The organism is Limnohabitans sp. WS1 (genome assembly GCF_003063265.1).
Taxonomy (GTDB): Bacteria; Pseudomonadota; Gammaproteobacteria; order Burkholderiales; family Burkholderiaceae_C; genus Limnohabitans_A.
Genome location: NZ_NERU01000016.1, coordinates 38695 through 60709, shown reverse-complemented (window position 1 = coordinate 60709; position 22015 = coordinate 38695). Strand labels below are relative to the sequence as shown.

Here is a 22015-nt window from a genome sequence, read left to right as displayed (position 1 = left end):
TGGACACCTATCCTAAGGTACTGATTTCTTGATGCTCAACGAAATCTGGGTTTCGACAAATTCGCAAAATTGCGACCATGCTGTACACACTCATGAGCAAGGCATTCAAGGGTATGGCCACATACCAGTAAATTTTGTTGGCTTGCAGATAGGGCGTGGTCTCGCCTGAGTTAAAGCCAAAATCTGCACCGAAATACACCAAGATCCAAAGCAAAAAAAGCATGGCCACATGGATGGCGATGGAAATCAAGCGCCTGAGGGCTGGACGCCAGATTTTGTCAAATGCCCCAACCCTGTACAGCGAACCCTCACGCCAAAGCGCTGCCGTTCCAGCAAACGTCAGCCAAACGAACAGAAGGTCAATGAGCTCGTCGTAACCCGAGACGCTGATGGCAGGAAAACTTCTTTGGACAATGCCAAAAGCCAATAGCAAAAACAGACCCAAGAAACATGCAATGACGGTCCATTTCAACAAATAGGCGATCGTTTTATCGAGCTGAATGAGGTACGTCATTTGATGAGACCAAAACCGAACAATTGCGGCAACCACATAGAGAAACCAGGGATGTACGTGACAAGTCCCAGCACCACCACCATGGCGAATAAATATGGCGCTAGCTCGCTCACAATTTCTGCAATGGGCACCTTTGCAATTCCTGATACCACAAACAAGCAAAGTCCAACGGGGGGTGTGACCAAACCAATCATCATGTTGACGACCATGATCACACCAAAATGGATGGGGTCAATTCCTATCGCTCCAATCACAGGTGCAAGGATTGGGTACGTGATGATCATGATGGCAATTGTTTCTAGAAACATGCCCAAAAACAGCAGTACCAAATTGATGATCAGCAAAATCATGATGGGATCTGCAGACAGCTTCATGAGGGCCTGCAAAATTTGATTGGGTACTTGCTGCTGAATCAGAACCCAACCAAATGGGGCTGACATGGCAATGATGAACAGCACTTGAGCTGTTTGCCTGCCTGACTCCCACACGGTGTCAATCAAAGCTTGCCAGGTGAGTTCGCGATACACAAATTGGCCCAACACAAAGGCATAAGCCGTTGCCAAAACAGCCGCTTCAGTGGGCGTGACAACACCTGAAAAGATGGCAATCAGAATGGCGGGTGGAAGGGCCAGTGCAGGAATTGCTTTTAAGACAGTGTTCCATGCTTCACTGCCAAATTTCACGCCTTGAGAGACTGGTAAATTCAATTTTTTGGCTTGCAGACCAATGGCAATCATCAACCCAATGCCCATCAAAAGGCCCGGAATGATGCCAGCTAAAAACAAAGCACCCACAGAAACATTGGCCAAGCTGCCATAAATCACAAATGGAATGCTGGGAGGAATGATGGGTCCAATGGTGGCCGATACTGCAGAGATGGTGGCTGCAAATTTGGCTTTGTACCCCTCCTTGACCATGGCTCGAATTTCAATAACGCCCAACCCTGCTGCGTCTGCAACGGCTGAGCCGGACATGCCCGCAAAAATCATGCTGCCAATGACATTGACATAGGCTAGACCACCTCTAACGCGTCCCACCAAGAGTTTGGCCACTTCAAAAATGCGTTCGGTGGTGCCACCCACATTCATCAAGTTGCCGGCCAATATGAAAAATGGAATGGCCAGCAGCGGAAATGAAGTGGTGGCTGCGTAAGTTCGCTGAATAAAAATTAAAAGTAAGTCTGTGCCGCTTGTGGCAATCATGATGACGCCAGCGATCAGACCCAATGCGCCTGCAATCGGAAATCCTAAAAGAATGGTGATGCAGGTCGCAACAAGTATGTACGCTACAAGCATTGCAGAACTTACTTCAATCAGGTTTTAGCTGCTGCTACTGCGCGTGACCAATTGTTCCAATTTTCATCACCGATGCTCTTGCGTAAAACATCGTATGCAGGAGCCATTTTGTCGCGGAAGGGCGCCACCTCGGGTCGGGTAATCGCAATGCCAGCCTTTTGCATCGTTGCAATTTGCTCTTCTTCTTTTTCGCGAACTGCTTTGCGTGCAGCTTGCCCAGCAACTGTAGCCTCCTCAGAAATAATTTTGCGTTGGGCTTCATTGAGCTTGTTTTGCCAAGCACGCTGGTTGGCTACCAGCATGATGGACGTGTAGATGTGTTTTGTCAGTGCAATATGGCTTTGCACTTCAAAGAACTTGGCCGCAAACGTGGTGCCAATTGGATTGTCTTGGCCATCGACCGTTTTGTTGGCAAGCGCCAGGTAGACCTCTTGGAAGGCAATGGTTTGGGTGTTGGCGCCCAAGGCTTCAAAGGCAGACTTGATGGCCAATTCGGGCGGCACCCGCAACTTCAGGCCTTTGATGTCGTCTGGGGTACGGATGGCTTTTCGGCTGTTGGAAAGAGCGCGGAAGCCCCACTCAAAGTTGGCAATCCAGCTGAAACCCACAGCAGAAAATTGTTGGGTAAGCCAAGCTCGGCCAGTGACATCGAGTGCTTTATGGGCGTGCTCATAGCTGTCGAACTGGTAAGGAATGTTGATGACGCCAAGTGGCTTGGAAATGGACTCGATGTTGGAGGGGTTCATCAAAATCATGTCGATGGCCCCAAGCCTTGTTTGCTGTGCGGTTTCGACGGGTGAGCCCAGTGCGTTGTTGGGAAAAATTGTAATTTTGACTTCGCCATTGGTGCGATCGCTGATGCGTTTCACCATTTTTTCGGCTTCGATGTGCACAGGGTGCGAGGGGTCGGCAGGGTGGGTGAGCCTCAGTTCAACGGCTGCTTTTGCCGGTATCCAGATAGAACCTATGGACGCGGCAGCCCCTGCTTGCAAAACGCTGCGCCTGTTGATGGAAAAAGTTTGTTTCGTCGAGTCGGTCATGTCTGTCTCCTTTTCAAATAATTCTTGCATACAAGATTTTGATCGTCAAGTGGTCTTCGAGCGGACACTTATTTTCTTTTTGACGGGGTTGGATTGGTCGCGAATCGACTTCACAACAATAGAAAGTCCATTTTGAACATGCGACTTCATGGCCTTTGCAGCGCCCAAACTGTCGTGCTGTTTGATGCATTCCAGAATGGCGCCGTGCTCAACCATGGCTTTATCCCAGCGTTCAGGCCACAAGTTGGAGGCATATCGTGCGCGATCGATTCGAAGTGCCAACAAATCCCAGACCCACAGCAAAACAGGGTTGCCTGAGTATTCCAATATCAAGCGGTGAAAAGCTTTGTTGGCTTTGAAATAATCTGGCAGCTGATCTTGGGCACGATGCTTCAGCATGGTGTAGTGAAGAATGCCCAATTCGGCTGTTTCTGCCTCTGTAATTCGGGCTGCAGCCAATTCGCCTGCAAGTGCCTCAATGGCCGAAACAACATCAATCAAAGCGGCAGTTTCTTCTGCATCCAGTCGTGTGACGGTGGGGGATCGATTGGGGTTTACATCGAGTAAGCCTTCCTGTGCCAAAGTTTTGATCGCTTCACGCACAGGCGTTCTGGAAACATTGAGGCGCTCGCACAATTCACGCTCATTTAATTTTTCACCGGGGCCAATGGCACCAGCAATGATCAAGTTGCGCAGGGTCTGTGCGGTGCTGGCATGCATGTCCCCTTTGCGCAAAGTGGCGCTCTTATTCGTTTCAGCCGACAGGCTGTCCAGTGGGGTAGGGGTGTTGACTTTATTTTTCTTCATGGTTTGTTTCAGTTTGACAGACTTTATTCTTGTATGCAAGAATTAAGCATGAACATTGAGTCTGTCTTTCACAAATTTTCTACGAACAACTCCACTGAATCTGGCGTGGGACTCGTCGGTGCTGGTGAATTTGGGGCCACCTTTGTTTCTCAAATTCATCGAATGAAGGGGGTGAGGGTGGTGGCCATCTGCGACCAACAACCTGAAAAAGCCTTCCAAGTGGCACTTCAGTCTGGCATCGATCAGGCGCAAATTTTTGTAGCCCACGATCTTGAATCCGCTAAAAATGCCATCTCTCAGAACCGATGTGTTGTTCTCAATCAGGCCGAGTGGCTTGCGCAACTGCCCTTGCAGGCGGTCCTCGAAGCCACGGGTGATCCAGAGAGTGCAGCGGCCACTGCATTGGCGTGCATCAAGTCTGGCAAGCATGTGGTCATGGCCACCAAGGAGGCTGAGATTGTCGTGGGTGCTGAGTTGGCCAGGCTGGCCAAGCAACACAATGTAGTGGTCTCTCCAGTCGATGGTGATCAGCCCAGTTTGCTGATTGGACTGATTGAGTGGGCCCGGTTATTGGGTTTGCCGGTGATGGCCGCAGGCAAATCCAGCGAATCAGATTTTGTATGGACGCCAGCAACCAATGAGGTGAAAGCCTGGGGCCAAACAGTGGTTTCCACTGAAATAGGTCAAAACTTTATTCGCAACGGCCCTTATTCATGGCAGGACGTTTTAGCCAACCGTGCCAGCGTTCCATTTGAACTGACAACAGTTCCGGACCTTTGCGAAATGGGCATCGTGGCCAACCACACAGGTTTGCTGCCCGATTGCGCAAGCCTGCATGCGCCACTGGCCAGAACCGTTGAATTGCCCAGTATTTTTAGGCCCAAGGAAGAGGGTGGCATTCTCAGTGGCCAAGGCCGCGTGGACATGTTCAACTGCTTGCGTCGTCCCGATGAGCTCAGTTTTGCAGGTGGTGTCTTTGTGGTGATCGAGGCACCCGATGTCGCAACTGGAAAGCTTTTTGCGGCCAAGGGCATTCCAACTTGCCCCAACGGAAAATACGTCCTGATTCACAACCCGGTTCATTTGCTAGGCGCTGAGGCGGCCATGTCTATCCTCTCTGCGGTCAAACTTGGGGCATCGTGTGGTGGCCGAGATGTTCGCCCCGTGGTCGATTTAATTGCAATGGCGCAGCGCCAAATTGAGGTAGGTGAGTTGTTTGAGATTGGCACTCGGCATGTCATACCAGGCCTAGGCCATCAACTCATGGGTGCCCAGCCAATGTCTCCAGACAATCCACTGCCATATTATTTGTGTGCTGGTGCAAAAGTGCTGCGCCCCATTCCAAAAGGCAAAATTGTCACTTGCAGTGATGTTGAAATCGATTCAAATAGCATTCTTTATCAACTTCGATCATCACAAGATCAACACTTCTTTCCTCACTGACATGACGCAATCAAATCCTGATAAAAAAAAGCTGCAATTCATTGATGCGCATCATCACTTTTGGGATTTGGAAAAGAACGACTACCCGTGGCTGAATGACCATCCAGAACCCAACTTCTTCCTGGGTAATTACGATGGCATCAAGCGCAATTATTTATACAAAGACTATTTGCAAGACAGCCAAGACTTTGAAGTGCTGGCCACAGTGCATTGCGAGGCCGAATGGAACAGAGATGATCAAGTTGGTGAGACCCAGTGGCTGACCGATATCCATGCGCAAACGGGTTTTCCCACAGCCATCGTGGCGCATGCATGGTTTGATACTGACAATGCGGCAGAAGTCCTTTCAAAGCAGGCTGCTTTTCCCTTGGTCAAGGGCATCAGGTCCAAACCCAAGACCACTTTGAGACCCGATCTTTTGACAAATCATTTGCCTGGGGGCATGCAAGACAAGAGGTGGCTAGAAGGGTATTCACGCTTAGAACAATACGGTCTTAGCTGGGATTTGAGGGTGCCGTATTGGCACCTGTATGAAGCGGCTGAAGTTGCGCGGCAATTTCCCAACACCCCCATCGTCTTAAACCACACTGGATTTCCTTGGGATCGAAGTGCGCAAGGCATTTTGGCCTGGAGCAAAGCCATGGAGGCTTTGGCCAAACACCACCATGTACACCTCAAAGTTTCTGAATTCGGTTTGAAAGACCAAGCTTGGGACTACGCCTCCAACAAAGAAATTGTGCTGCGTGCCATCGGCATTTTTGGCATTGAGCGGTGCATGTTTGCATCCAACTTTCCTGTTGCGGGTCTGAGGGTTGATTTTTCGACCTTGCTCAATTCTGTTGCCAACATGGTCTCAGAATTTACGGAGAAGCAGCAGCATGATTTCTTCGTGGGCAATGCTGCCCGGTTTTATCGCTTGGATATCTGAAGACGCCAGACTGACATGCCATGAAGAACGTCTGAAAGAACGAGGCATGCGACCGCAGAAACGAAAAAGCCCGCTTTTGGCGGGCTAAGTCGTAGTTTGTATGGCTCCTCGACCTGGGCTCGAACCAGGGACCTACGGATTAACAGTCCGGCGCTCTACCGACTGAGCTATCGAGGAACAGCTTTAAATTATAGAGTGCTTTTGGGCAAGTTTTGGGCAAGAGGTGCAGTTTTTTGAAAAATTTGAAGCCTCTGTTTAAAAACTGGTTTTCAGGGCCACACGCAGCGTCCGGGGGGCACCTGCGTACAGGTAATAGTGGCCAAACTGTTTGGGCGATTCGCGCCAATACTGGCGATTGGCCAGGTTGTCGACGGCCAAAGTCCATTGGGTGCGGGTGCCTTGGATGCGCGTGTCGTGGTGCACGGCCCAGTCCAGCGTGGTCCATGCGGGCAATTGAACGCTGCCGTCTTCGGTGGCTTGGCGCTCTGCCTCGTGGCTCAGGCGCAAGCTGGTGCGCAGGCCGGGTACGGCCGCAAAGCGGTATTGGGCTTGGGCGCGAAGCGTCATGCGGGGCACGTTCAGGGCGCGTTGGCCGTTGACGCTGGGGTCGATCACGGCGTTTTGGCGCAGGGCTTGTATCCAGGCGGCACCCATGTCCAAGGTCCACTGGGCATGCGTCATGCCGGCCGACAAGTCCAGTCCCCGGTGACGGGCTTGGCCGTCGATTTTTCGGGTGCAGGTGTTGTCTTCGTCGCAAGTGCCTTCGTCGCCCGATACGGGACGCGTGATGTCAAACCCACTCGCTTGCCAGCGCGTTTGGGCCCATTGGCCTTTGACACCGATTTCTGTTTGATGGCTGCGCAGCGCTGGCAGGGCCTGTCCAGCGTTGGTGTAACGGCTGCGGTTGGGCGCGACATCGGTCTCAATGCCTTCGCCGTAACTGCCATACACCGAATAAGCCGGCGTGATCTGGTGCGTCACAGCCAGCCATGGGGTGTTGAAGCTGCGCTGGTCCTGCACGGCTCGGCTGCCGTCGGTGCGTTGGCTGGCGCGGTTGAGCTGTGTGTGGCGCATGCCCAGCCACAGCGCGGTTTGTGTGTTGAGTTCAATGCGGTTGCGCAGAGCCACTTCGGTGGTGTATTCGCTGCGCTCGGTGTTCAGCTCGCTTGGGGTGGGCTGGGCCTCGGGGCTGACTGAAGTGCCGTCAATGTTGCCGGTGCCCGCCCAGTTGTAGGCTTGCATGAAAGAGGGGCGGTCGAGCAATCGGCTGCGCTGCACACTCAGACTCAGGTTGTGACGCAGGCCTGCCCAAGTTTGCTGGCCACTGAGTTCGGTGTGCAGCGCATCGCTGCTGCGGCGCTCGTTGTCGCTGCGGTAGTCGTACAGGTCAAAGCCGCCGTTGCTGCAGTACTTGTCGCCAATCCAGTCACCGTTGGGCAAGGTGCAGCCAAACGCAAAGGTCAAACGGTCGTCGGTGCGCAAGCGTTGTGCGCCGTATTGCGTGGTCCAAAGCCAGCCGCCGTCGAGGTTTTGCTTGAAGCGCAAGGTGCCCGTGGTGCCTGCAAAAACGCCGGGCACCGACCAAGCTTGGCGCGTGATGTTGCGTGTGCCGTCCACGGTGGGTGGCAGGGTGGGCACGCCGTTCAGGGGGTCGGTGGCGTTGGCCAGCAGGCTGTAGGCGTTCACGCCCATTTGCTGGCGCTCGCTGCGTTCGATCTCCCATTCCAGACGGCTGTCGGGCGTGAGACGCCAGTCCATGGCCAGTGCAAACAGTTTGCGGTGGCCTTCGGTGTTCTTGATGTACGGGTTCAGGTCTTCGTAGGCGGCGTTGAAACGGTAGCCCAAAGCCTGGTCTTGGCCAAAGCGGCCACCCAGGTCCAGCCCGCCGCTGCTGTTTTTGCCCGGGCCATAGCTGGCGCTGGCCGAGCGGATGGTCTCGTCCTTGGCTGTGGGCGGACGTTTGACCACGTAGTTGACCAAACCGCCGGGTGCACTGGTGCCAGCCTGGATGCCGCTGGTGCCCTTGAACAGTTCAATGCGTTCTTTGTTGTCCATGCCGATCATGGTTTCGGCCGAAATGGGCAGGCCTTCGCGGCGGTAGTTGTAGCGGTTGTCCAAGGTGTAGCCGCGCACGCTCAGGCTGTCCCAATAGGCGGGTGAGTTGTAGCTGTCGGCCACGCTGGCGTCCAGGCGCAAGGCGTCGGACACACGTTGTGCACCGATGTCTTGCAGGGTCTGCTGGTCGATGGTCACCGCGCTGAAAGGCGCTTTGCGCAAAGGCACATCGCCAAAGCCGCTGACCTGCGAGGGGGCCGCGCCGGTGATGGTGATTTCACTCACCGCTGGCGTTTGAGCTTGGGCGCAGCCCCAGGCCAGATAAGCCACGGCACTGGCGATGTGGGTGACGCGGCAAGTCAAACGCTCAGAAAAGCGGTGCGAACTGGACGAAAAAAATGGCGAAAAAAATGCCATGACGTTTTTCCTTCAACGTAATGGCAGGTCGGCTGGCTGGGAACGTGGTGCGCCCACAAATGGGACACGGTTCTTTTGACAAGCTTCCCTGCGCGAGGATTACCTCAATCAGGTTCAAAGGGACTTTCTCAGTCGAAGGCCTCACGGCTTTCAACACCCCTAGCGAATGCGCCGCAGAATTGCGGCGCGAGGAGGATTCTAGGTCAAGGCGCTCACCACTGCGTGGGCAGGGGGTTTGCCTGTGCTGGGGGTCCCACAAAATGCGGGGCATCTCGTTGTAGGAGCGGCGCCCTCGCCGCGATCAAGCCTCGCAGACCACCACCCATCGCCCCGAGGGCGGGGCTCCTACAAAATGCAGGACTCCCACAAAATGCGGGGCACCCACAAAGGGAGGGGCATCTCGTTGTAAGAGCGGCGCCCTCGCCGCGATCAAGCCTCGCAGACCACCACCCATCGCCCCGAGGGCGGGGCTCCCACAAAATGCAGGGCTCCCACAAACTGTGGTGCATTCGCCCAAACGGCGTTCCTGCAAACTTCGATGGGTTTCAGGCTTGTGTTGGTTGCAGCAACAAGCGTTGATGCAGCAGGGTGGAGGTTGTGGTGTATTGCAAGAGCTGTTTTTCGGCAGGCCGCAGCAAGGCCACCGCGCCGAAAGCGGCCAGCGTGGCTTCGTGGAAGCCGCAGAGGATGAGTTTCTTTTTGCCGGGATAGGTGTTGATGTCACCCACGGCAAAGATGCCGGGCTCCGAAGTGCCGAAATTTTCGGTGTTGACCACCAGTTGCTTGCGTTCCATGGCCAGGCCCCATTGAGCCACGGGGCCTAATTTGGGCGACAGGCCCAGACAGGTTTGCAGCACATCCAGGCTCAGCCATTCGGTTTCGCCTTGCGGGTTGAGCAGTTCCAGCGCTTGCAGGCGGCCTTGCTCCACCTTCAGTCCAGTGGGTTGTCCGGCCACAAAGCGCATGCGGCCTTGGGCGCAGGCTTGGCGCATTTGCTCGGTCAACTCGGGTGCGGCGCTGAACTGGTCGCGCCGGTGCAGCAGGGTGACGCTGGCGGCCGCTTGGGGGCCTTGGGCTGCGTCCAGGCAGGTTTGCAAGGCGGTGTCGCCGTCGCCGGCCACCACCAAGTGGCGTCCTGCCCAGCGCTTGGGCGCGGGGTGTTCGGCAAACACCTGCGTGCCTTCAAAAGCGCTCAAGCCATCCAGCACCATGCGGCGCGGCACAAAAGCGCCCACACCCGCCGCAATGAACAAGGTGGAGGTGAGAAAGTGTTGTCCCGCATCGGTGCTGATGGCCAGGCGCTGGTCGGCTTGGCGTTCGATGTGGGTGACTTGTTGGCCCAGGTGCAGCGTGGCTTTGAAGGGGGCAATTTGCTGCTGCAAGCGCTCGACCAGCTCTTGGCCGGTACAAAACGGAATGCCCGGGATGTCGTAAATCGGTTTGCCCGCATACAACTCGGCGCATTGCCCGCCGACATGGGGCAGGGCGTCGATCACTTGGCAGTGAATGCCTTGCAGGCCCAGCTGAAACACCTGAAACAGGCCCACGGGGCCTGCGCCAATGACCAGCGCTTCGGTCTCGATGGGGGCCTGGGTCATGGGAGGTATTTGAAAAAAAATGGCCGAAAAATCGGCCCCTTGCTTGAAGGGGCCGGGCAAACGATCAGCCTTGGGGCGCTGGCGTTCAGCGGATCAATTCGGCCAGCTTGCCGGTTTTGTCTTTCCAGGCATCGGCATCGGCCATGGGTGTTTTGCGTTTGGTGATGCTTTTCCAGCCGGGCAACAGGGCCAGCTCGGCGTTCAGCTTCGTCATGTGCTGTTGGTCGGCCGGCAGGTCTTCCTCGGCATAGATGGCGTTGACGGGGCATTCGGGGATGCACACGGCGCAGTCGATGCACTCATCGGGGTCGATGGTCAAGAAGTTGGGGCCTTCGCGGAAGCAGTCCACAGGGCAAACGTCCACACAGTCGGTGTATTTGCACTGGATACAGGATTCGGAAACAACGTGGGTCATGATGGACTCGGAAAAAAAGGGGTCCGCGCTGTCAGATGGGCACGGAAGTCTGGATTTTAAAGGAGATCGTTGGCCGACCTCCGGAGGCGAACCCCTGCTCATGAAAGGGATGATGGTGAATCAAACGTGCGGGCGATGCGGGTCGATTTGTCGGGGCTGAAGCCACCGACCTACAAAATCATGGTGTCAACCGGTGGTGCGGGCGATGCGGACCGATTTGTCGGGGCTGAAGCCACCGACCTACAAAATCATGGTATCAACCGGTGGTGCGGGCGATGCGGGTCGATTTGTCGGGGCTGAAGCCACCGACCTACAAAATCATGGTGTCATCCGGTGGTTTGAGCCCCGGCATGAAATGAACCTGTAGGTCGGTGGCTTCAGCCCCGACATGTCGACTCAGTTCACCAGCACAGCCCCCGAGGTTTTGTGGCTGGCCGTGTCCACCAGTACCAGCGCACCCAAAATGCGCGACTGGGCAAAGGGCAGGGTCGCCAGCGGCTCTTGCAGGGCCAGCGTGACATGGCCAATGGCGTTGGGGGGCAGTTCGCTGGCTTCTTCTTCGGCCAAGGTGTTCACGTTCAGGCGGTGCACCACGCGCTGCACCTTCACTTTGACCCAGCGGTGGCCGTGCAGCGCCCAGTACAGGCGGCCCGCCACCAAGGGCTCGTCGTCCATCCAGGCGATGGTGGTGCTCAGCTGGCGCTGGCCCTCAGGAGCGCCCTCGGCGGCCAGCAGCCAGTCGCCACGCGACACATCCACCTCGCGGTCGAGGACGATGCCTGCGCTGTGGCCTGCGGCTTTGTTTTGCGGCTGGCGGGTGGCCGACAGCACTTGGGACACCACGGCGGTTTGGCCGCTGGGGAAGACCTTGACGGTCTGGCCCGGCGCGATGCTGCCGGTGGCCACACGGCCCCAGAACACGCGTCGGCCCTGGGTGGTGACGCCGGAGTCATGGAATTTTTCGACCCACTGCACCGGGAAGCTGAAGGCCACATCGGTCTCGGCCGGGGTGACGGGCAGGTCTTCAAGGATGCTCAAAAGGCTGGGGCCGGTGTAGCCGCACCAGTCAGGCTGGTCGTTGTTCTCGGTGGTCACCACGTTCCAGCCCTTGAGCGCCGACACGGGCACCATGGCGGTGACGGTGATGCCCGCTTCTTGGGCGAATTTGTTCAACGCCCGCGCGATGTTTTGGTAAGCCACAGTGGCATCGGTCACAGCGTCGAGCTTGTTGATGGCGAACACGATGGAGGGCACACGCAGCAGGTTCACCAGCAGCGAGTGGCGGCGTGTTTGCGGCAGCAGTTGCAAGTTGGGGTTGGCCCAGTCGAGCTTGATGGCGTCGACCAGCACCACGGCGGCGTCGGCGCTCGATGCGGCGGTGACCATGTTGCGGGTGTACTGCTCGTGGCCGGGCGCGTCACCGATGATGAACTTGCGCGCTTCGGTGTTGAAGTAGCGGTAGGCCACGTCAATGGTGATGCCTTGTTCGCGCTCGGCGCTCAGGCCGTCGGTCAGCAGGGCCAAGTCGGTTTCGCCCGACCGCTGCACCCCGGCCAGGTGGTCTTGCAGCACCGCCTTGGTGTCGACCAGCAGGCGGCCAATCAGCGTGCTTTTGCCATCGTCGACCGAGCCGCAGGTGATGAATTTGAGGGCTGAGAAATGTTGGTTGTTGTGCATGTCTTTTGCTTCCTGATCAGAAATAGCCGTCTTTTTTGCGCTTCTCCATCGAAGCCTCGGACGTCTTGTCGTCCATGCGGGTCGCGCCGCGCTCACTCACATCGGCCGCCAGCGTCTCGATCACGATCTGCTCAGGCGTGGACGCGGTGCTCTCCACCGGGCAAGTGCAAGTGATGTCGCCCACGGTGCGAAAACGCACGTCGCGCACCACCACTTTTTCGCCGTCTTTGGTGGGTGTCAGCTCGGTCACCGGCACCAGCAGGCCCCGGCGGTCCACCACTTCACGTTTGTGGGTGTAGTAGATCGAGGGCAGCGCAATGCGTTCGCGGGCAATGTATTGCCACACGTCCAGCTCGGTCCAGTTGCTGATGGGGAATACGCGAAAGTGCTCGCCCGGTTGCAGCTTGTGGTTGAACAACGTCCACAGTTCGGGCCGCTGCGCCTTGGGCTGCCATTGGCCAAAGCTGTCGCGGTGCGAAAAGATGCGCTCTTTGGCGCGGGCCTTTTCTTCGTCGCGGCGGGCACCACCGATCAGCGCGTCAAAGCGGAACTCTTCAATCGCTTCGAGCAACGTGACCGACTGGTGCACGTTGCGGCTCTCGCCGGGGTGGGCCAGGCGCACGGTGCCTTTTTTCATGGAGTCTTCGACGCTGCGCACGATCAGCTCAGCGTCCAGTTCTTTGGCACGCGCGTCGCGGAAGTCGGTCACTTCGGTGAAGTTGTGGCCGGTGTCGATCATGAGCAGCGGGTAGGGGATGCGGCCTGCGCCGAAAGCTTTTTCGGCGCACTTGAGCATGACCAGCGAGTCCTTGCCGCCCGAAAACAGCAGGGTGGGGCGCTCGAAGGCGGCGGCAACTTCGCGCAGGATGAAGATGGTTTCTTCTTCCAGTGCGTCCAGGTGGGCGTTGCTCAGGGTGTGCAGTTCGGTGGGGGTGAAGGCGGTCATGTTGGGCTTTTCGTAGAGGTTTTTGTAGGCCGGTGGCTTTAGCCCCGACGTTGTCTGTTATCCAAGCTTGCATGTCGGAGCTAAAGCTGCCGACCTACGGGGGCCATGCATGTCGGGGCTGAAGCCACCGACCTACGAGGGATTCATTTCTTGACGTGCAGGCCACATTCCTTGGCCGCCTCGTCTTCCCACCACCAGCGCCCGGCGCGGAACTCTTCGCCCAGGCTGATGGCGCGGGTGCAAGGGGCGCAGCCGATACTCGGAAAAAACTGGTCGTGCAGCGGGTTGTAGTCCACCTCGTTTGTGGCGATGTAGTGCCACACGTCACCCCAGGTCCATTTGGCCAGCGGGTTGAACTTGTACAAAGCCTTGGTGGCCACTTCGCTCTCGTCGAGCAGGGGCACTTCGGCGCGGGCGTTGGATTGCTCTTGGCGCAGACCCGTGATCCAGGCACGTTGACCAGTCAAGGCGCGGGCCAGCGGTTCCATCTTGCGCACGCCACAGCAGGCCTTGCGCAAGTCGATGCTCTGGTACATCGCGTCCTGACCTTTTTCACGCACAAACTGGATGACCGATTCGGACACAGGGCGGTACACCTTGATGGGGGCTTGCGAATGCGCTTGGGTGCGCTCGAGCAGGGCCAGGGTCTCGGTGTGCAGCGCACCTGTTTCCAGCACAAAGACCGGGATGTCGAGCTGCAGGCTGTTGATCAGGTGCGTGATCACCACGTCTTCGGCACCCAGGCTGGAGGCTTGGGTCACGGGGGTGAACTCGGTGGCCGCGCGTTGCAGCAAGGCTTGGGTCTCGGCCAGTTTGCCTGCAAAGTCAGGGCTGGCCTTGGCGTTTTGCTCGGTGGCTTTGACCGGAGCATTGCGAGAAGAAATCAGGCTGGAAGTCATGGATGTTGTCTGTAGGAGCCACGCCCTCGTGGCGATGAAGCGGTGGTGAAGGTCCGGAAGTTATCGCGACGAGGGCGTCGCTCCTACGGCAAAGTGCGGTTGGGTTTCGACAGCCGAGCCTTGGTAGAACCCGGCAAAGCGCTCAAACTGGCGCTGCGCTGCCGAGGCGTCCACGCCTTCACGCAGCACGGCCACGTCAAAACCCGTGCGCTGCATCTGCACCAATTGGTCAATCAGCACATCGCCCGTGGCACGCAATTCGCCTGCAAAGCCCAAACGGCGGCGTAGCAAAAAGGCCTGGCTGTAGGCGCGGCCGTCGGTGAATTTGGGGAACTGCAGGTCGATGCGGGTGATGCCGTTCAGGTCGAGCGTGCGCGGGTCGGCGTCGTTGGTCAATGTGAGGGCCTCTGGCGATTCAATGGTTTGGTGTTCGGATGAGGAGAGGATGTTCATGGTCGTTCTTTTCTGGTGCAGGAGAGGCACCCTCGCTGCGATTTGAAGCTCATCGCGACGAGGGCGTCGCTCCTACAAGGGGATGCTGTGCAGGTTGTGGGAGCCCCGCCCTCGGGGCGATGGTGGGTGGTGTTGGATGTCGTGCATGTTGCAGGAGCCCCGGCCTCGAGGCGATGTTGAGTGGCGTTGGATGTTGTGCATGTTGTAGGAGCCCCGCCCTCGGGGCGATTCTTGGTGGTATGCGTGGCTTGATCGCGACGGGGGCGTCGCTCCTACAAAGGGGGTCAGGCGGTGGTTTCCTCGGCGGGGTGACGGGCGGCATTGGCCGCTGCCTTGAACGGGTCTTGCCCCACGCGGCGCAGGGTGTCGATGAAGGCTTCGGCCTTGTGGCCCTGGCTGGTCCGCAGGGCTTTGTAGGTGTCCAAAATCGCTTCAATCACATCAGGCACTTCAAACGACGAGAACGAAGGGCCGACCACCTTGCCGGGGGTGGTGGGGCCTGACAGGTCTTTGCCGTCCGAGCCGCCCAGCGTGACCTGGTACCACTCCTTGCCGTCCTTGTCCACGCCCAAAATGCCGATGTGGCCCGAGTGGTGGTGACCGCAGGAGTTGATGCAGCCGCTGATGTGAAAGTCGATGTGGCCCAGGTCGTTCAGCTCGTCCAGATCCTGGTAGCGTTCGGTGATGGCGGCGGCCAAAGGGAGCGAGCGGGCATTGGCCAAGGCGCAGTAATCGCCGCCGGGGCAGGCGATCATGTCGGTCAGCAAACCGATGTTGGGCTGGGCCAGGCCCAAGGCCTTGGCCTCAAGCCACAGGGCGTGCAGCTGGTCCAGGCGCACCCAAGGCAGCACCAGGTTTTGGGTGTGGGTCACGCGGGCTTCGCCTGCGGAATATTGGGCGACCAGCGCCGCGGCGGCATCGAGCTGGTCGGCGGTGGCGTCACCGGGGGCTTGGCCTACACGCTTGAAGGACAGGCTCACGGCACGCAGGGCCGGGTTCTGGTGGGGCTTGACGTTTTGTGCGATCCAGCGGGCAAAGGCGGGCGTTTTGGCCGCTTCGATGCTGACGTCGGCTTCGGCTTTAGCTGCCCATTCACCCTGATCTACAGGCAGGCTCAGCGCCGGTGCCGCAAAGCAGGCGGCCACGCGGTCGAATTCGGCTTGCGGGATGGTGTGCAGGCCGCCGTCCTTGACCAGAATGTCCTGGTACTCGGCCTCGACTTCGTCAAAGTAGCGCTGGCCTTCGGCCTTGACCAAAATCTTGATGCGGGCCTTGTACAGGTTGTCGCGGCGGCCCCAGCGGTTGTACACGCGGATCACGGCTTCGAGGTAATTCATGATCTGGTTCCAGGGCAGGAACTCGCGGATGGGCGTGCCCACCACAGGCGTGCGGCCCATGCCGCCGCCCACCAGCACCTTGAAGCCCACTTCGCCCGCGGCGTTCTTGACCATTTGCAGGCCCACGTCGTGCCAGCCAATGGCGGCGCGGTCCTCAAGAGCACCCGTGATGGCGATCTTGAATTTGCGGGGCAAAAACGCGAACTCGGGGTGCAGCGTGCTCCACTGGCGGATCAGCTCTGCATAGGGGCGTGGGTCGACCACCTCGTCCACCGCCACACCGGCCAGCTCGTCGGTGGTGGTGTTGCGGATGCAGTTGCCGCTGGTCTGAATGCCGTGCATGTTCACGCTGGCCAGCAGGTCCATCACCTCGGCCGATTTGGACAGCGGAATCCAGTTGAACTGCACGTTTTGGCGGGTGGTGAAGTGGCCGTAGTTGGTGGTCAGCTTGGGCGAAACTTTGGATGAAGGCCTGTCAATTTTGTCTTGCGTGGCCTGGGCTTCGGCCAGCAGGGCGGCGTCGGGCGTGTCGTATTCGCGGGCAATTTGGCCCAGCACTTTGAGCTGGGACGCCGAGATTTCGCCGTAGGGCACGGCCACCCGCAGCATGGGGGCGTAGCGCTGCACGTACCAGCCGTTTTGCAGGCGCAGGGGCTTGAATTCATCGCCGCTGAGTTGCCCGGCCTGATAGCGCTCGAGTTGGTCACGGTGTTGAGCAGCGCGGGCGCGCACGAACTGTTTGTCAAATTCGGTGTATTGGTACATGAGGGTTCTTCTTCAGATCAAAACGAGTTTGGTGCCAGCCCAAGCCAGCAAGACGGAAAGCAAGGAACGGATCACGCGATCGGGCGTGTGGTGGGTCAGGCGCGAGCCCAGCCAGATGCCAGGGAGTGAGCCCGCCAGCAGCTTGGCCAGCAAAGGCCAGTCGACAGACCCCAATGAGGCATGGCCCAGCCCCGCCACCAGCGTGAGCGGCACGGCATAAGCGATGTCGGCGGCCACGATGCGCGGCAGGGGCAGCATGGGGTAAAGCAAGAGCAAAACTGTGACGCCAATGGCACCCGCGCCGACCGAGGTGAGGGTGACCAAGGTGCCAATCAGGGCGCCGAACACCACCGGCAGGCTCCAGTGGCGTGGGGTGCTCGCATGGGCTTCGTCCGCACTGGCCAAGTGGCGGGGCACTTGCTTGCCACGCACAGCTTTGTAAAGCATGGCCGCAGCCGTCAGCAGCAAGGCCACACCCAAAGTGGTGGTCATCAACGACTGCACTTTGGGATCGGCAGGCCCCACCCAGTGCAAAAAGCCCAGGGTCACCAAGCAGGCCGGAATGCTGCCCGCGCTCAGCAAGCCCACCACGCGCCAGGGCACGATGCGCTGGCGGGCAAAACTGATGGTGCCGCCCAGTTTGGTGAAAGCCGCAAACAGCAAGTCGGTGCCGACCGCCATGTAGGGCTTGACGCCAAAGAAAAAGATCAAGAGCGGCGTCATCAAGGACCCACCGCCCACCCCCGTCAGGCCCACGATGGTGCCTACGAAGAAACCTGCAAAGACATAAGCCAAATCAACCATGGGGGCGACTTTAAGGCGTCTTTATGCCTAAACAAACGATTTTTTAGTTGGGTATATATTCTTGAGGCTTATAAGAGGATGTTGGACCCTGGCTCAGTGCTTGCTGCGTTGAAAGGTTCGAAAGGGGTTGAATCCGGTGAGCAATGCCGAAGCGATCAAGATGAGCAGCACACCTGGCAGCAGGCCGGGTGTGAGGGGTTCGTCCAAAAACAGGGCCCCCCAGGTCACGCCAAAAAGGGGAATCAAAAAAGCCGACGAGGTGGAAGCGCTGGCCGGGATGTCCCGCATCAGGCGCATGCTGATCCAGTAAGTGAAGCCCGAGGTGACTGCGCCCAGCACCAACAAAGCCAGCAGCGCGGGCAGGCCCACCGCTTGGCTGGGGGCGGTGGCAGCCGCTGCGGGCACCAGCACCAGAGCGCTGGTCAGGTGCACCACCGCTGAGGCGGGCAGCGCATGGTGGGCCAGGGTGGCTCGCTTCATGAAGATGGCCCCAAAGCCATAACAGCCAGCGGCCACCACGCAGGCCAAGGTGGCCAGCAGCACTTTCAGGTTCGGGTTCACGGGCCCCAAGCCCAGCAACAGCGTCACGCCCAGCAGACCGATGCCACAGCCCAGCAGTTTGCTGGGGGTGAACCGTTCTTGGGCCAGCATGACCCCGGCCAAGACCCCAAACATGGGGGCGGTGGCGTTGAGCACAGCCGAATACCCGGCCGGCAAGATCAGACCGGCCCAGTTGTACAAGACAAAGGGCACCACCAAGGTCAAGATACCCAGCCCGGTGAGCGAGCGCCAGTGTTGGCGTGCCGGCCAGGCCTGGCGCGTCCAGCGCATGATGGCGCTGAGCACCAGCGCCGCCAGGGCGCAACGCAGACAAGCCATGGTGATGGGGCCAAAAGCCGGGGCGGCCACGCGGATGAGCGGAAACGAGCCGCCCCAAACGGCGGACAAAAGAACAAGTTGGGTGAATTGGCGTCCGTTCATGGTCAGTCCATTATCAGCGGGGGCTTTGCTGAGCATGGCCTCGTTTTTTTGATGCGCGCACCCCGCTGGTTCTATGTGCCATCAGCGAGAGGCTCATGGACGGCAATGACAGTCCTTTTTGCTTGCTTGGTAGAGGCCTATGTGGGCAAGCTTTACCCACGCGGCGGCAAAGTCACCTTGGTGCAGTGGCCTTATGCCGATGGCAAAAACGAGCAAGCAAGCGATGCCTGTTTGAAGGCTTGCCGCCCGGCGCAAGCGATGAAGTAAGGGCTTCAGCCTGCTTTGGCTTTGGGCACTGGTCGGCTGCGCTTGAGCACGTCACCGGCTTCCAAAATCAGCGTGGACACGGGCAGGTTTTGACGGAGTCTGAAGTTTTCTGCCCGCTCTTGTGAGCGAAACGGCCCAGTGACAACCCAAAAACGTGTGCTTTCTGTGTCGGTGGGCTTGAGCATGATCATGCGGGCGTTGACCAACTCGGCTTTGGCGTCGATTTGTCGTTTGGCTTGTGCGGCGCTGCTGTGGCTGCCGTGCAGGATCAGAAAATAGTCTTTGGGGATGGCGGCCAGCCAGCGGTAACCGCGCTGCGCTGCCTCGGGCACAGGGGGCAGTGGTGTGGCCGCGGCGCTGGGTTCAGAGGCGGCGGTCACGGCGGCACTGGATGGCGCTGCGCTGGTGGATTCGGGGGCAGAGGCGGATGTGGGTGTGGATGAGGCTGTGGGTGCCGCAGCAGATGGCACTTGTGTGGCCATAGAGGGGGCAGCTTGGTTTTCTCCAGCCGCTTGGGCGCTGCTTTCACCCAAGCCGCGTGCCTCTGGTGTGGCACTGGCGATTGAGGCGTCTGGGCTGGCTGGCCTGGTTTGGGCCAAACCAGGCGATGTGGGCGCAGCGGGGGCTGTGGCCGGGCGTTGCGAGACCACGGTGGCAGCCAGCACGGCCAGGCCCAACAAGCCCGCCAACCACAGTTTGCCCGATGGGGCAGGGCGGGGCGCGGCGGCAGGCGCGGCGGGGCTGTGCATTTGCCAAATCATCAGGTTTTTGCTGGGCGCATTCAAAACAGCGCTGAGCTTTTCCGAGGTGTCCAGCGTGGTTTTGAACAACAACACCAAACCGAGGCGCCAGCCGGGAAATCCGTCGATGATGCCTTGCAAGAGCAGCAGTTCGGAGGCGGTCAAACACTCTGCATCGCGCACCACACACAGCTTTTGCAAGGGTGTGCAGTCTTGGGTTTGCATGGCCAGGTGCAGGGGTCGTTCGGCCAGTGTGGCATTGACCAGCCCCAACAAGCCCGCACTGTGGCGACCGCTGCAGTGCTCTAAAAGCACCATGGGCGCATGGGTGCGCCACAGCGATTGAAGGTTGTCACTGAGCGTGTCCAATTCTTCGGACGAAGACCGCACCACCATCAGGCTTTTGCCTTGGTCTGTGACCGCTTGGGCAAAGCGCGTCAGCTCGGACGGGGCCGCGTTGTGCGGCAAGCTGTCAAGGTCGAGGGTGGCGGGGGCAGTCCAGGAGTTCATGGCGCGGTGCAAACAATTCAATACGAAGTGAGCGGATTAGACACCATGAAGATTTCTAAAGTGATCTTTTTGAGCCTGCTGGGGCTGTTTGTACAGAAAATCGCTCGGCCATCAGGTGCCGGGCCAGACTGGGTGCCAAGGGCAGTGGTTCGTTTTCGAGCCAGGCCGCGCAGAGTTCGCCGGCCATGACGGCCAGGCTGATGCCCCGAGCCCCCATGCCCGAGACCATCCACAGCCCGGGCCAACGCTGGGGGTTGATCGGCCCCACCGCAGGCAGGCGGTCGGGCAAGGTGCAGCGCAAACCTGCCCAGCCCTGCACCTGCCCGGGTGCAAACTGGTCTTGCAGGCTGGCCCCCAGATGTGGCAACAAGGTGGACAAACGCTGCTGGTTGGCGGCGTTGTCTTCTTCTCGCACCGGGGCCTTGACGCATTGGCGCTCGAAGGTCGAGCCGATGAACCAGCCGGCTTGCCCGGTGAGTGTGGGCACGCCGCTGATGAAGCTGCCGTGGCCATTGACCGGAAAAGGCGGCAGTTGCGCATGTTGCGAAGCCGACAGCGCCTGCATCTCTCCCGCACTGATTTGCCCGCGCAAGGGGTTCAGTGGGACAGGCGGTTTTTCGCCATCGGCGCACAGGGCTTGCAGCAGGGGGTGGGTGTCATAGGCGCTGGCCAAAACCACCAGGCTGGCACGGGCCAGCTCTTGGCCTTGTGGGTCCAGCACTTGCCATGTTGTTTCGCCGTCTTCGGTGTGGCCTGGGCCAATTTGCACGCGGGCCGCTGTTTGCCCCCACATGACCCGAATGCCGGGTGTTTGCAATTGGGCGCTCACCAGTTGTCGCGGCCTGATCCAGCCAGCCAGGCCATGCCACAGTGCGGGTGAGCCGGGCGGCAAGCCTGCAGCGGCGATGAGTTCGGCGCTGGCAGGGGTGCTCCATTCGTGGGCGCTGTCGGGCCAGGCGGGTCCGGTGGGCAGACTGCGTTTGCCCTCCACACGGTGCTCCAACACGCCCGTGGGGGCCCAATCGGTGTCGGCAGTCAGCAGTGTTTGCGCTCGTTGCAAGGTGGCCCGCACACCCGCGCGGGTGATGCGCGACAACACGCTGTCATCGGGTGAAACATGGGGGGCGGCCAGTCCCACGGGCAAGCCAGACGCACCGGCACCCACACCCGTGCCTTGCTCAATCACCGTGACCTGCCACCCCCTCAGGGCCAGGCTGTGCGCCACGGCCGAGCCTGACAAGCCAGCGCCAATGACCACCACCTCACGGCGGGTGGGCGGCTTGGCCTGCCTCAGGTGTTGTCGGCTGCGGCGGGTGTTGTAAAACGGGTGTTCGGTGGGTTTGGCCCAGGCCGGGGTCAGGTGTTCAGCGCCCATCAGCACTTGGTCGGCAGGCACATCGAGTTCACGGCCAAGCTTGTCGGCAGGCCCTGCATGCACGGTCAAGTGGACGTGCCCACCCCCCAAAACCAGGCGGTGGGTGCCCGGTGACATGCCGTGCCAAGCAGCCAGCCACTCGTCCTTGAAGGTTTGCAGTGCAGGCTCTACCGGCCAAGCTTGCAAGGCCGACCGAGTCGGCAAAGGCTGATCGGTCACCACCGTGAAAAACAAGTGGCGAGGGCGGTGAGGGTCGCGCTGCGAACTGGCCGAGCTTGCCGAGGTGGCCCAAGAGGCCCAAGAGGCCCAAGTGGCCAAAAAATGCTGGCCTTGGTCAAACCCGGTTTGCAGCACATGCCAGTGCTGCCGGGCTGGCGCGTTCAGGTTCGGGCTCAGGCTGCAGGGGGCACGTAGCCTTGCGCGGCATCGGCACCCGCACCAAAGAAATGGTTTTCCATTTGGCGGGCCAAGTATTGGCGGGCTCGTAAATCGGCCAGGTTCAGGCGGTTTTCATTGACCAGCATGGTCTGGTGCTTGAGCCAGTCGGCCCAGGCTTGTTTGCTCACGCCTTCCCAAATGCGTTTGCCCAAATCGCCGGGGTAGGGCGGAAAATCCAGACCTTCGGCTTCTTTGCCGAGTTTGATGCATTGAACGGTGCGTGCCATGGTGTTGTCGAGCCTTGATGTATCTTAAGAAGCGCTGGTTATACGGATATAAAATTTCAGTATTTCCAGTTGTGAACGAATCGC

20 protein-coding genes, 1 tRNA gene and 1 riboswitch are annotated in these 22015 nt (G+C 58.8%); of the genes, 3 read left to right on the top strand and 18 right to left on the bottom strand.

What is annotated here, in order from left to right; genetic code table 11:
• Positions 1–7 precede the first annotated feature (7 nt).
• Genes B9Z48_RS16925 through B9Z48_RS16910 form a run of 4 tightly spaced genes read right to left on the bottom strand, consistent with a single transcriptional unit; the run spans position 8 to position 3656 of the window.
• On the bottom strand, positions 8–514 hold the full coding sequence (locus B9Z48_RS16925) for a TRAP transporter small permease (RefSeq protein ID WP_089963431.1): 507 nt from the start codon (positions 512–514) through the stop codon (positions 8–10).
• Positions 511–1809 carry a TRAP transporter large permease gene (locus B9Z48_RS16920; protein ID WP_108379966.1) on the bottom strand — a complete coding sequence of 433 codons (1299 nt, stop codon included), beginning with the start codon at positions 1807–1809 and terminating at the stop codon, positions 511–513. Before B9Z48_RS16920 ends, B9Z48_RS16925 begins: the two co-directional genes overlap by 4 nt.
• 17 nt (positions 1810–1826) lie before the next feature.
• On the bottom strand, positions 1827–2879 hold the full coding sequence (locus tag B9Z48_RS16915) for a TRAP transporter substrate-binding protein (protein WP_089963435.1): 1053 nt from the start codon (positions 2877–2879) through the stop codon (positions 1827–1829).
• 15 nt (positions 2880–2894) lie between these two features.
• Positions 2895–3656, bottom strand: coding sequence for a GntR family transcriptional regulator (locus B9Z48_RS16910; RefSeq protein WP_108379964.1), 762 nt, complete (start codon positions 3654–3656; stop codon positions 2895–2897).
• Positions 3657–3704: 48 nt separating this feature from the next.
• Here B9Z48_RS16910 and B9Z48_RS16905 point away from each other — a divergent pair, with 48 nt between their 5' ends.
• Both B9Z48_RS16905 and B9Z48_RS16900 read left to right on the top strand, forming a co-directional pair.
• Entirely contained in the window at positions 3705–5099 is a 1395-nt protein-coding gene (locus B9Z48_RS16905; RefSeq protein WP_158273302.1) for a flagellar biosynthesis protein FlgA, read from the top strand.
• The gene (locus B9Z48_RS16900) at positions 5026–6027 is read left to right on the top strand and encodes an amidohydrolase (RefSeq protein ID WP_233261171.1); all 1002 of its coding nucleotides are present in this window, start codon (positions 5026–5028) and stop codon (positions 6025–6027) included. Before B9Z48_RS16905 ends, B9Z48_RS16900 begins: the two co-directional genes overlap by 74 nt.
• A 101-nt stretch (positions 6028–6128) precedes the next feature.
• Here B9Z48_RS16900 and B9Z48_RS16895 read toward each other — a convergent pair.
• The 11 genes from B9Z48_RS16895 to B9Z48_RS16845 all read right to left on the bottom strand — a co-directional run bounded on the left by B9Z48_RS16895 (position 6129) and on the right by B9Z48_RS16845 (position 18374).
• Positions 6129–6204: transfer RNA gene (locus tag B9Z48_RS16895), tRNA-Asn, on the bottom strand.
• Positions 6205–6282: 78 nt separating this feature from the next.
• Positions 6283–8499 carry a TonB-dependent siderophore receptor gene (locus B9Z48_RS16890; RefSeq protein ID WP_108379962.1) on the bottom strand — a complete coding sequence of 739 codons (2217 nt, stop codon included), beginning with the start codon at positions 8497–8499 and terminating at the stop codon, positions 6283–6285.
• A 68-nt stretch (positions 8500–8567) separates the two neighbouring features.
• Positions 8568–8670, bottom strand: a riboswitch (TPP riboswitch).
• A 374-nt stretch (positions 8671–9044) separates the two neighbouring features.
• The gene (locus tag B9Z48_RS16885) at positions 9045–10097 is read right to left on the bottom strand and encodes an NAD(P)/FAD-dependent oxidoreductase (protein ID WP_108380036.1); all 1053 of its coding nucleotides are present in this window, start codon (positions 10095–10097) and stop codon (positions 9045–9047) included.
• An 85-nt stretch (positions 10098–10182) separates the two neighbouring features.
• Complete coding sequence (fdxA, locus tag B9Z48_RS16880; protein WP_089963447.1) at positions 10183–10512, bottom strand: ferredoxin FdxA; 330 nt, start codon at positions 10510–10512, stop codon at positions 10183–10185.
• 396 nt (positions 10513–10908) lie between these two features.
• Positions 10909–12189 (bottom strand): sulfate adenylyltransferase subunit 1, encoded by a 1281-nt coding sequence (locus tag B9Z48_RS16875; protein ID WP_089963449.1) that lies wholly within the window; start codon positions 12187–12189, stop codon positions 10909–10911.
• A gap of 16 nt (positions 12190–12205) precedes the next feature.
• Positions 12206–13135, bottom strand: a complete 930-nt coding sequence (gene cysD, locus B9Z48_RS16870) for a sulfate adenylyltransferase subunit CysD (RefSeq protein ID WP_089963452.1) — start codon at positions 13133–13135, stop codon at positions 12206–12208.
• Positions 13136–13278: 143 nt separating this feature from the next.
• On the bottom strand, positions 13279–14034 hold the full coding sequence (locus tag B9Z48_RS16865) for a phosphoadenylyl-sulfate reductase (RefSeq protein WP_108379960.1): 756 nt from the start codon (positions 14032–14034) through the stop codon (positions 13279–13281).
• 60 nt (positions 14035–14094) lie between these two features.
• The gene (locus B9Z48_RS16860) at positions 14095–14487 is read right to left on the bottom strand and encodes a DUF934 domain-containing protein (protein WP_108379958.1); all 393 of its coding nucleotides are present in this window, start codon (positions 14485–14487) and stop codon (positions 14095–14097) included.
• A gap of 284 nt (positions 14488–14771) precedes the next feature.
• Positions 14772–16589, bottom strand: a complete 1818-nt coding sequence (locus B9Z48_RS16855; RefSeq protein WP_108379956.1) for a nitrite/sulfite reductase — start codon at positions 16587–16589, stop codon at positions 14772–14774.
• 12 nt (positions 16590–16601) lie between these two features.
• A complete protein-coding gene (locus B9Z48_RS16850; protein ID WP_089963460.1) occupies positions 16602–17393 on the bottom strand; it encodes a sulfite exporter TauE/SafE family protein in 792 nt (263 codons plus the stop codon).
• Between the two features lie 93 nt (positions 17394–17486).
• Positions 17487–18374 carry a DMT family transporter gene (locus B9Z48_RS16845; RefSeq protein ID WP_089963474.1) on the bottom strand — a complete coding sequence of 296 codons (888 nt, stop codon included), beginning with the start codon at positions 18372–18374 and terminating at the stop codon, positions 17487–17489.
• Between the two features lie 105 nt (positions 18375–18479).
• Between B9Z48_RS16845 and B9Z48_RS21580 the strand changes: the two genes are divergently transcribed.
• Entirely contained in the window at positions 18480–18641 is a 162-nt protein-coding gene (locus tag B9Z48_RS21580) for a hypothetical protein (protein ID WP_158273301.1), read from the top strand.
• Positions 18642–18646: 5 nt separating this feature from the next.
• Here B9Z48_RS21580 and B9Z48_RS21575 read toward each other — a convergent pair whose 3' ends face one another.
• From B9Z48_RS21575 to B9Z48_RS16830, 3 genes are read right to left on the bottom strand one after another with little or no spacing between them, the layout of a single operon-like run.
• Positions 18647–19891 carry a hypothetical protein gene (locus B9Z48_RS21575; protein ID WP_158273300.1) on the bottom strand — a complete coding sequence of 415 codons (1245 nt, stop codon included), beginning with the start codon at positions 19889–19891 and terminating at the stop codon, positions 18647–18649.
• A gap of 55 nt (positions 19892–19946) precedes the next feature.
• Positions 19947–21620 (bottom strand): FAD-dependent 5-carboxymethylaminomethyl-2-thiouridine(34) oxidoreductase MnmC, encoded by a 1674-nt coding sequence (gene mnmC / locus B9Z48_RS16835; RefSeq protein WP_233261170.1) that lies wholly within the window; start codon positions 21618–21620, stop codon positions 19947–19949.
• 38 nt (positions 21621–21658) lie between these two features.
• Entirely contained in the window at positions 21659–21931 is a 273-nt protein-coding gene (locus B9Z48_RS16830; protein ID WP_089963464.1) for an oxidative damage protection protein, read from the bottom strand.
• Positions 21932–22015 lie beyond the last annotated feature (84 nt).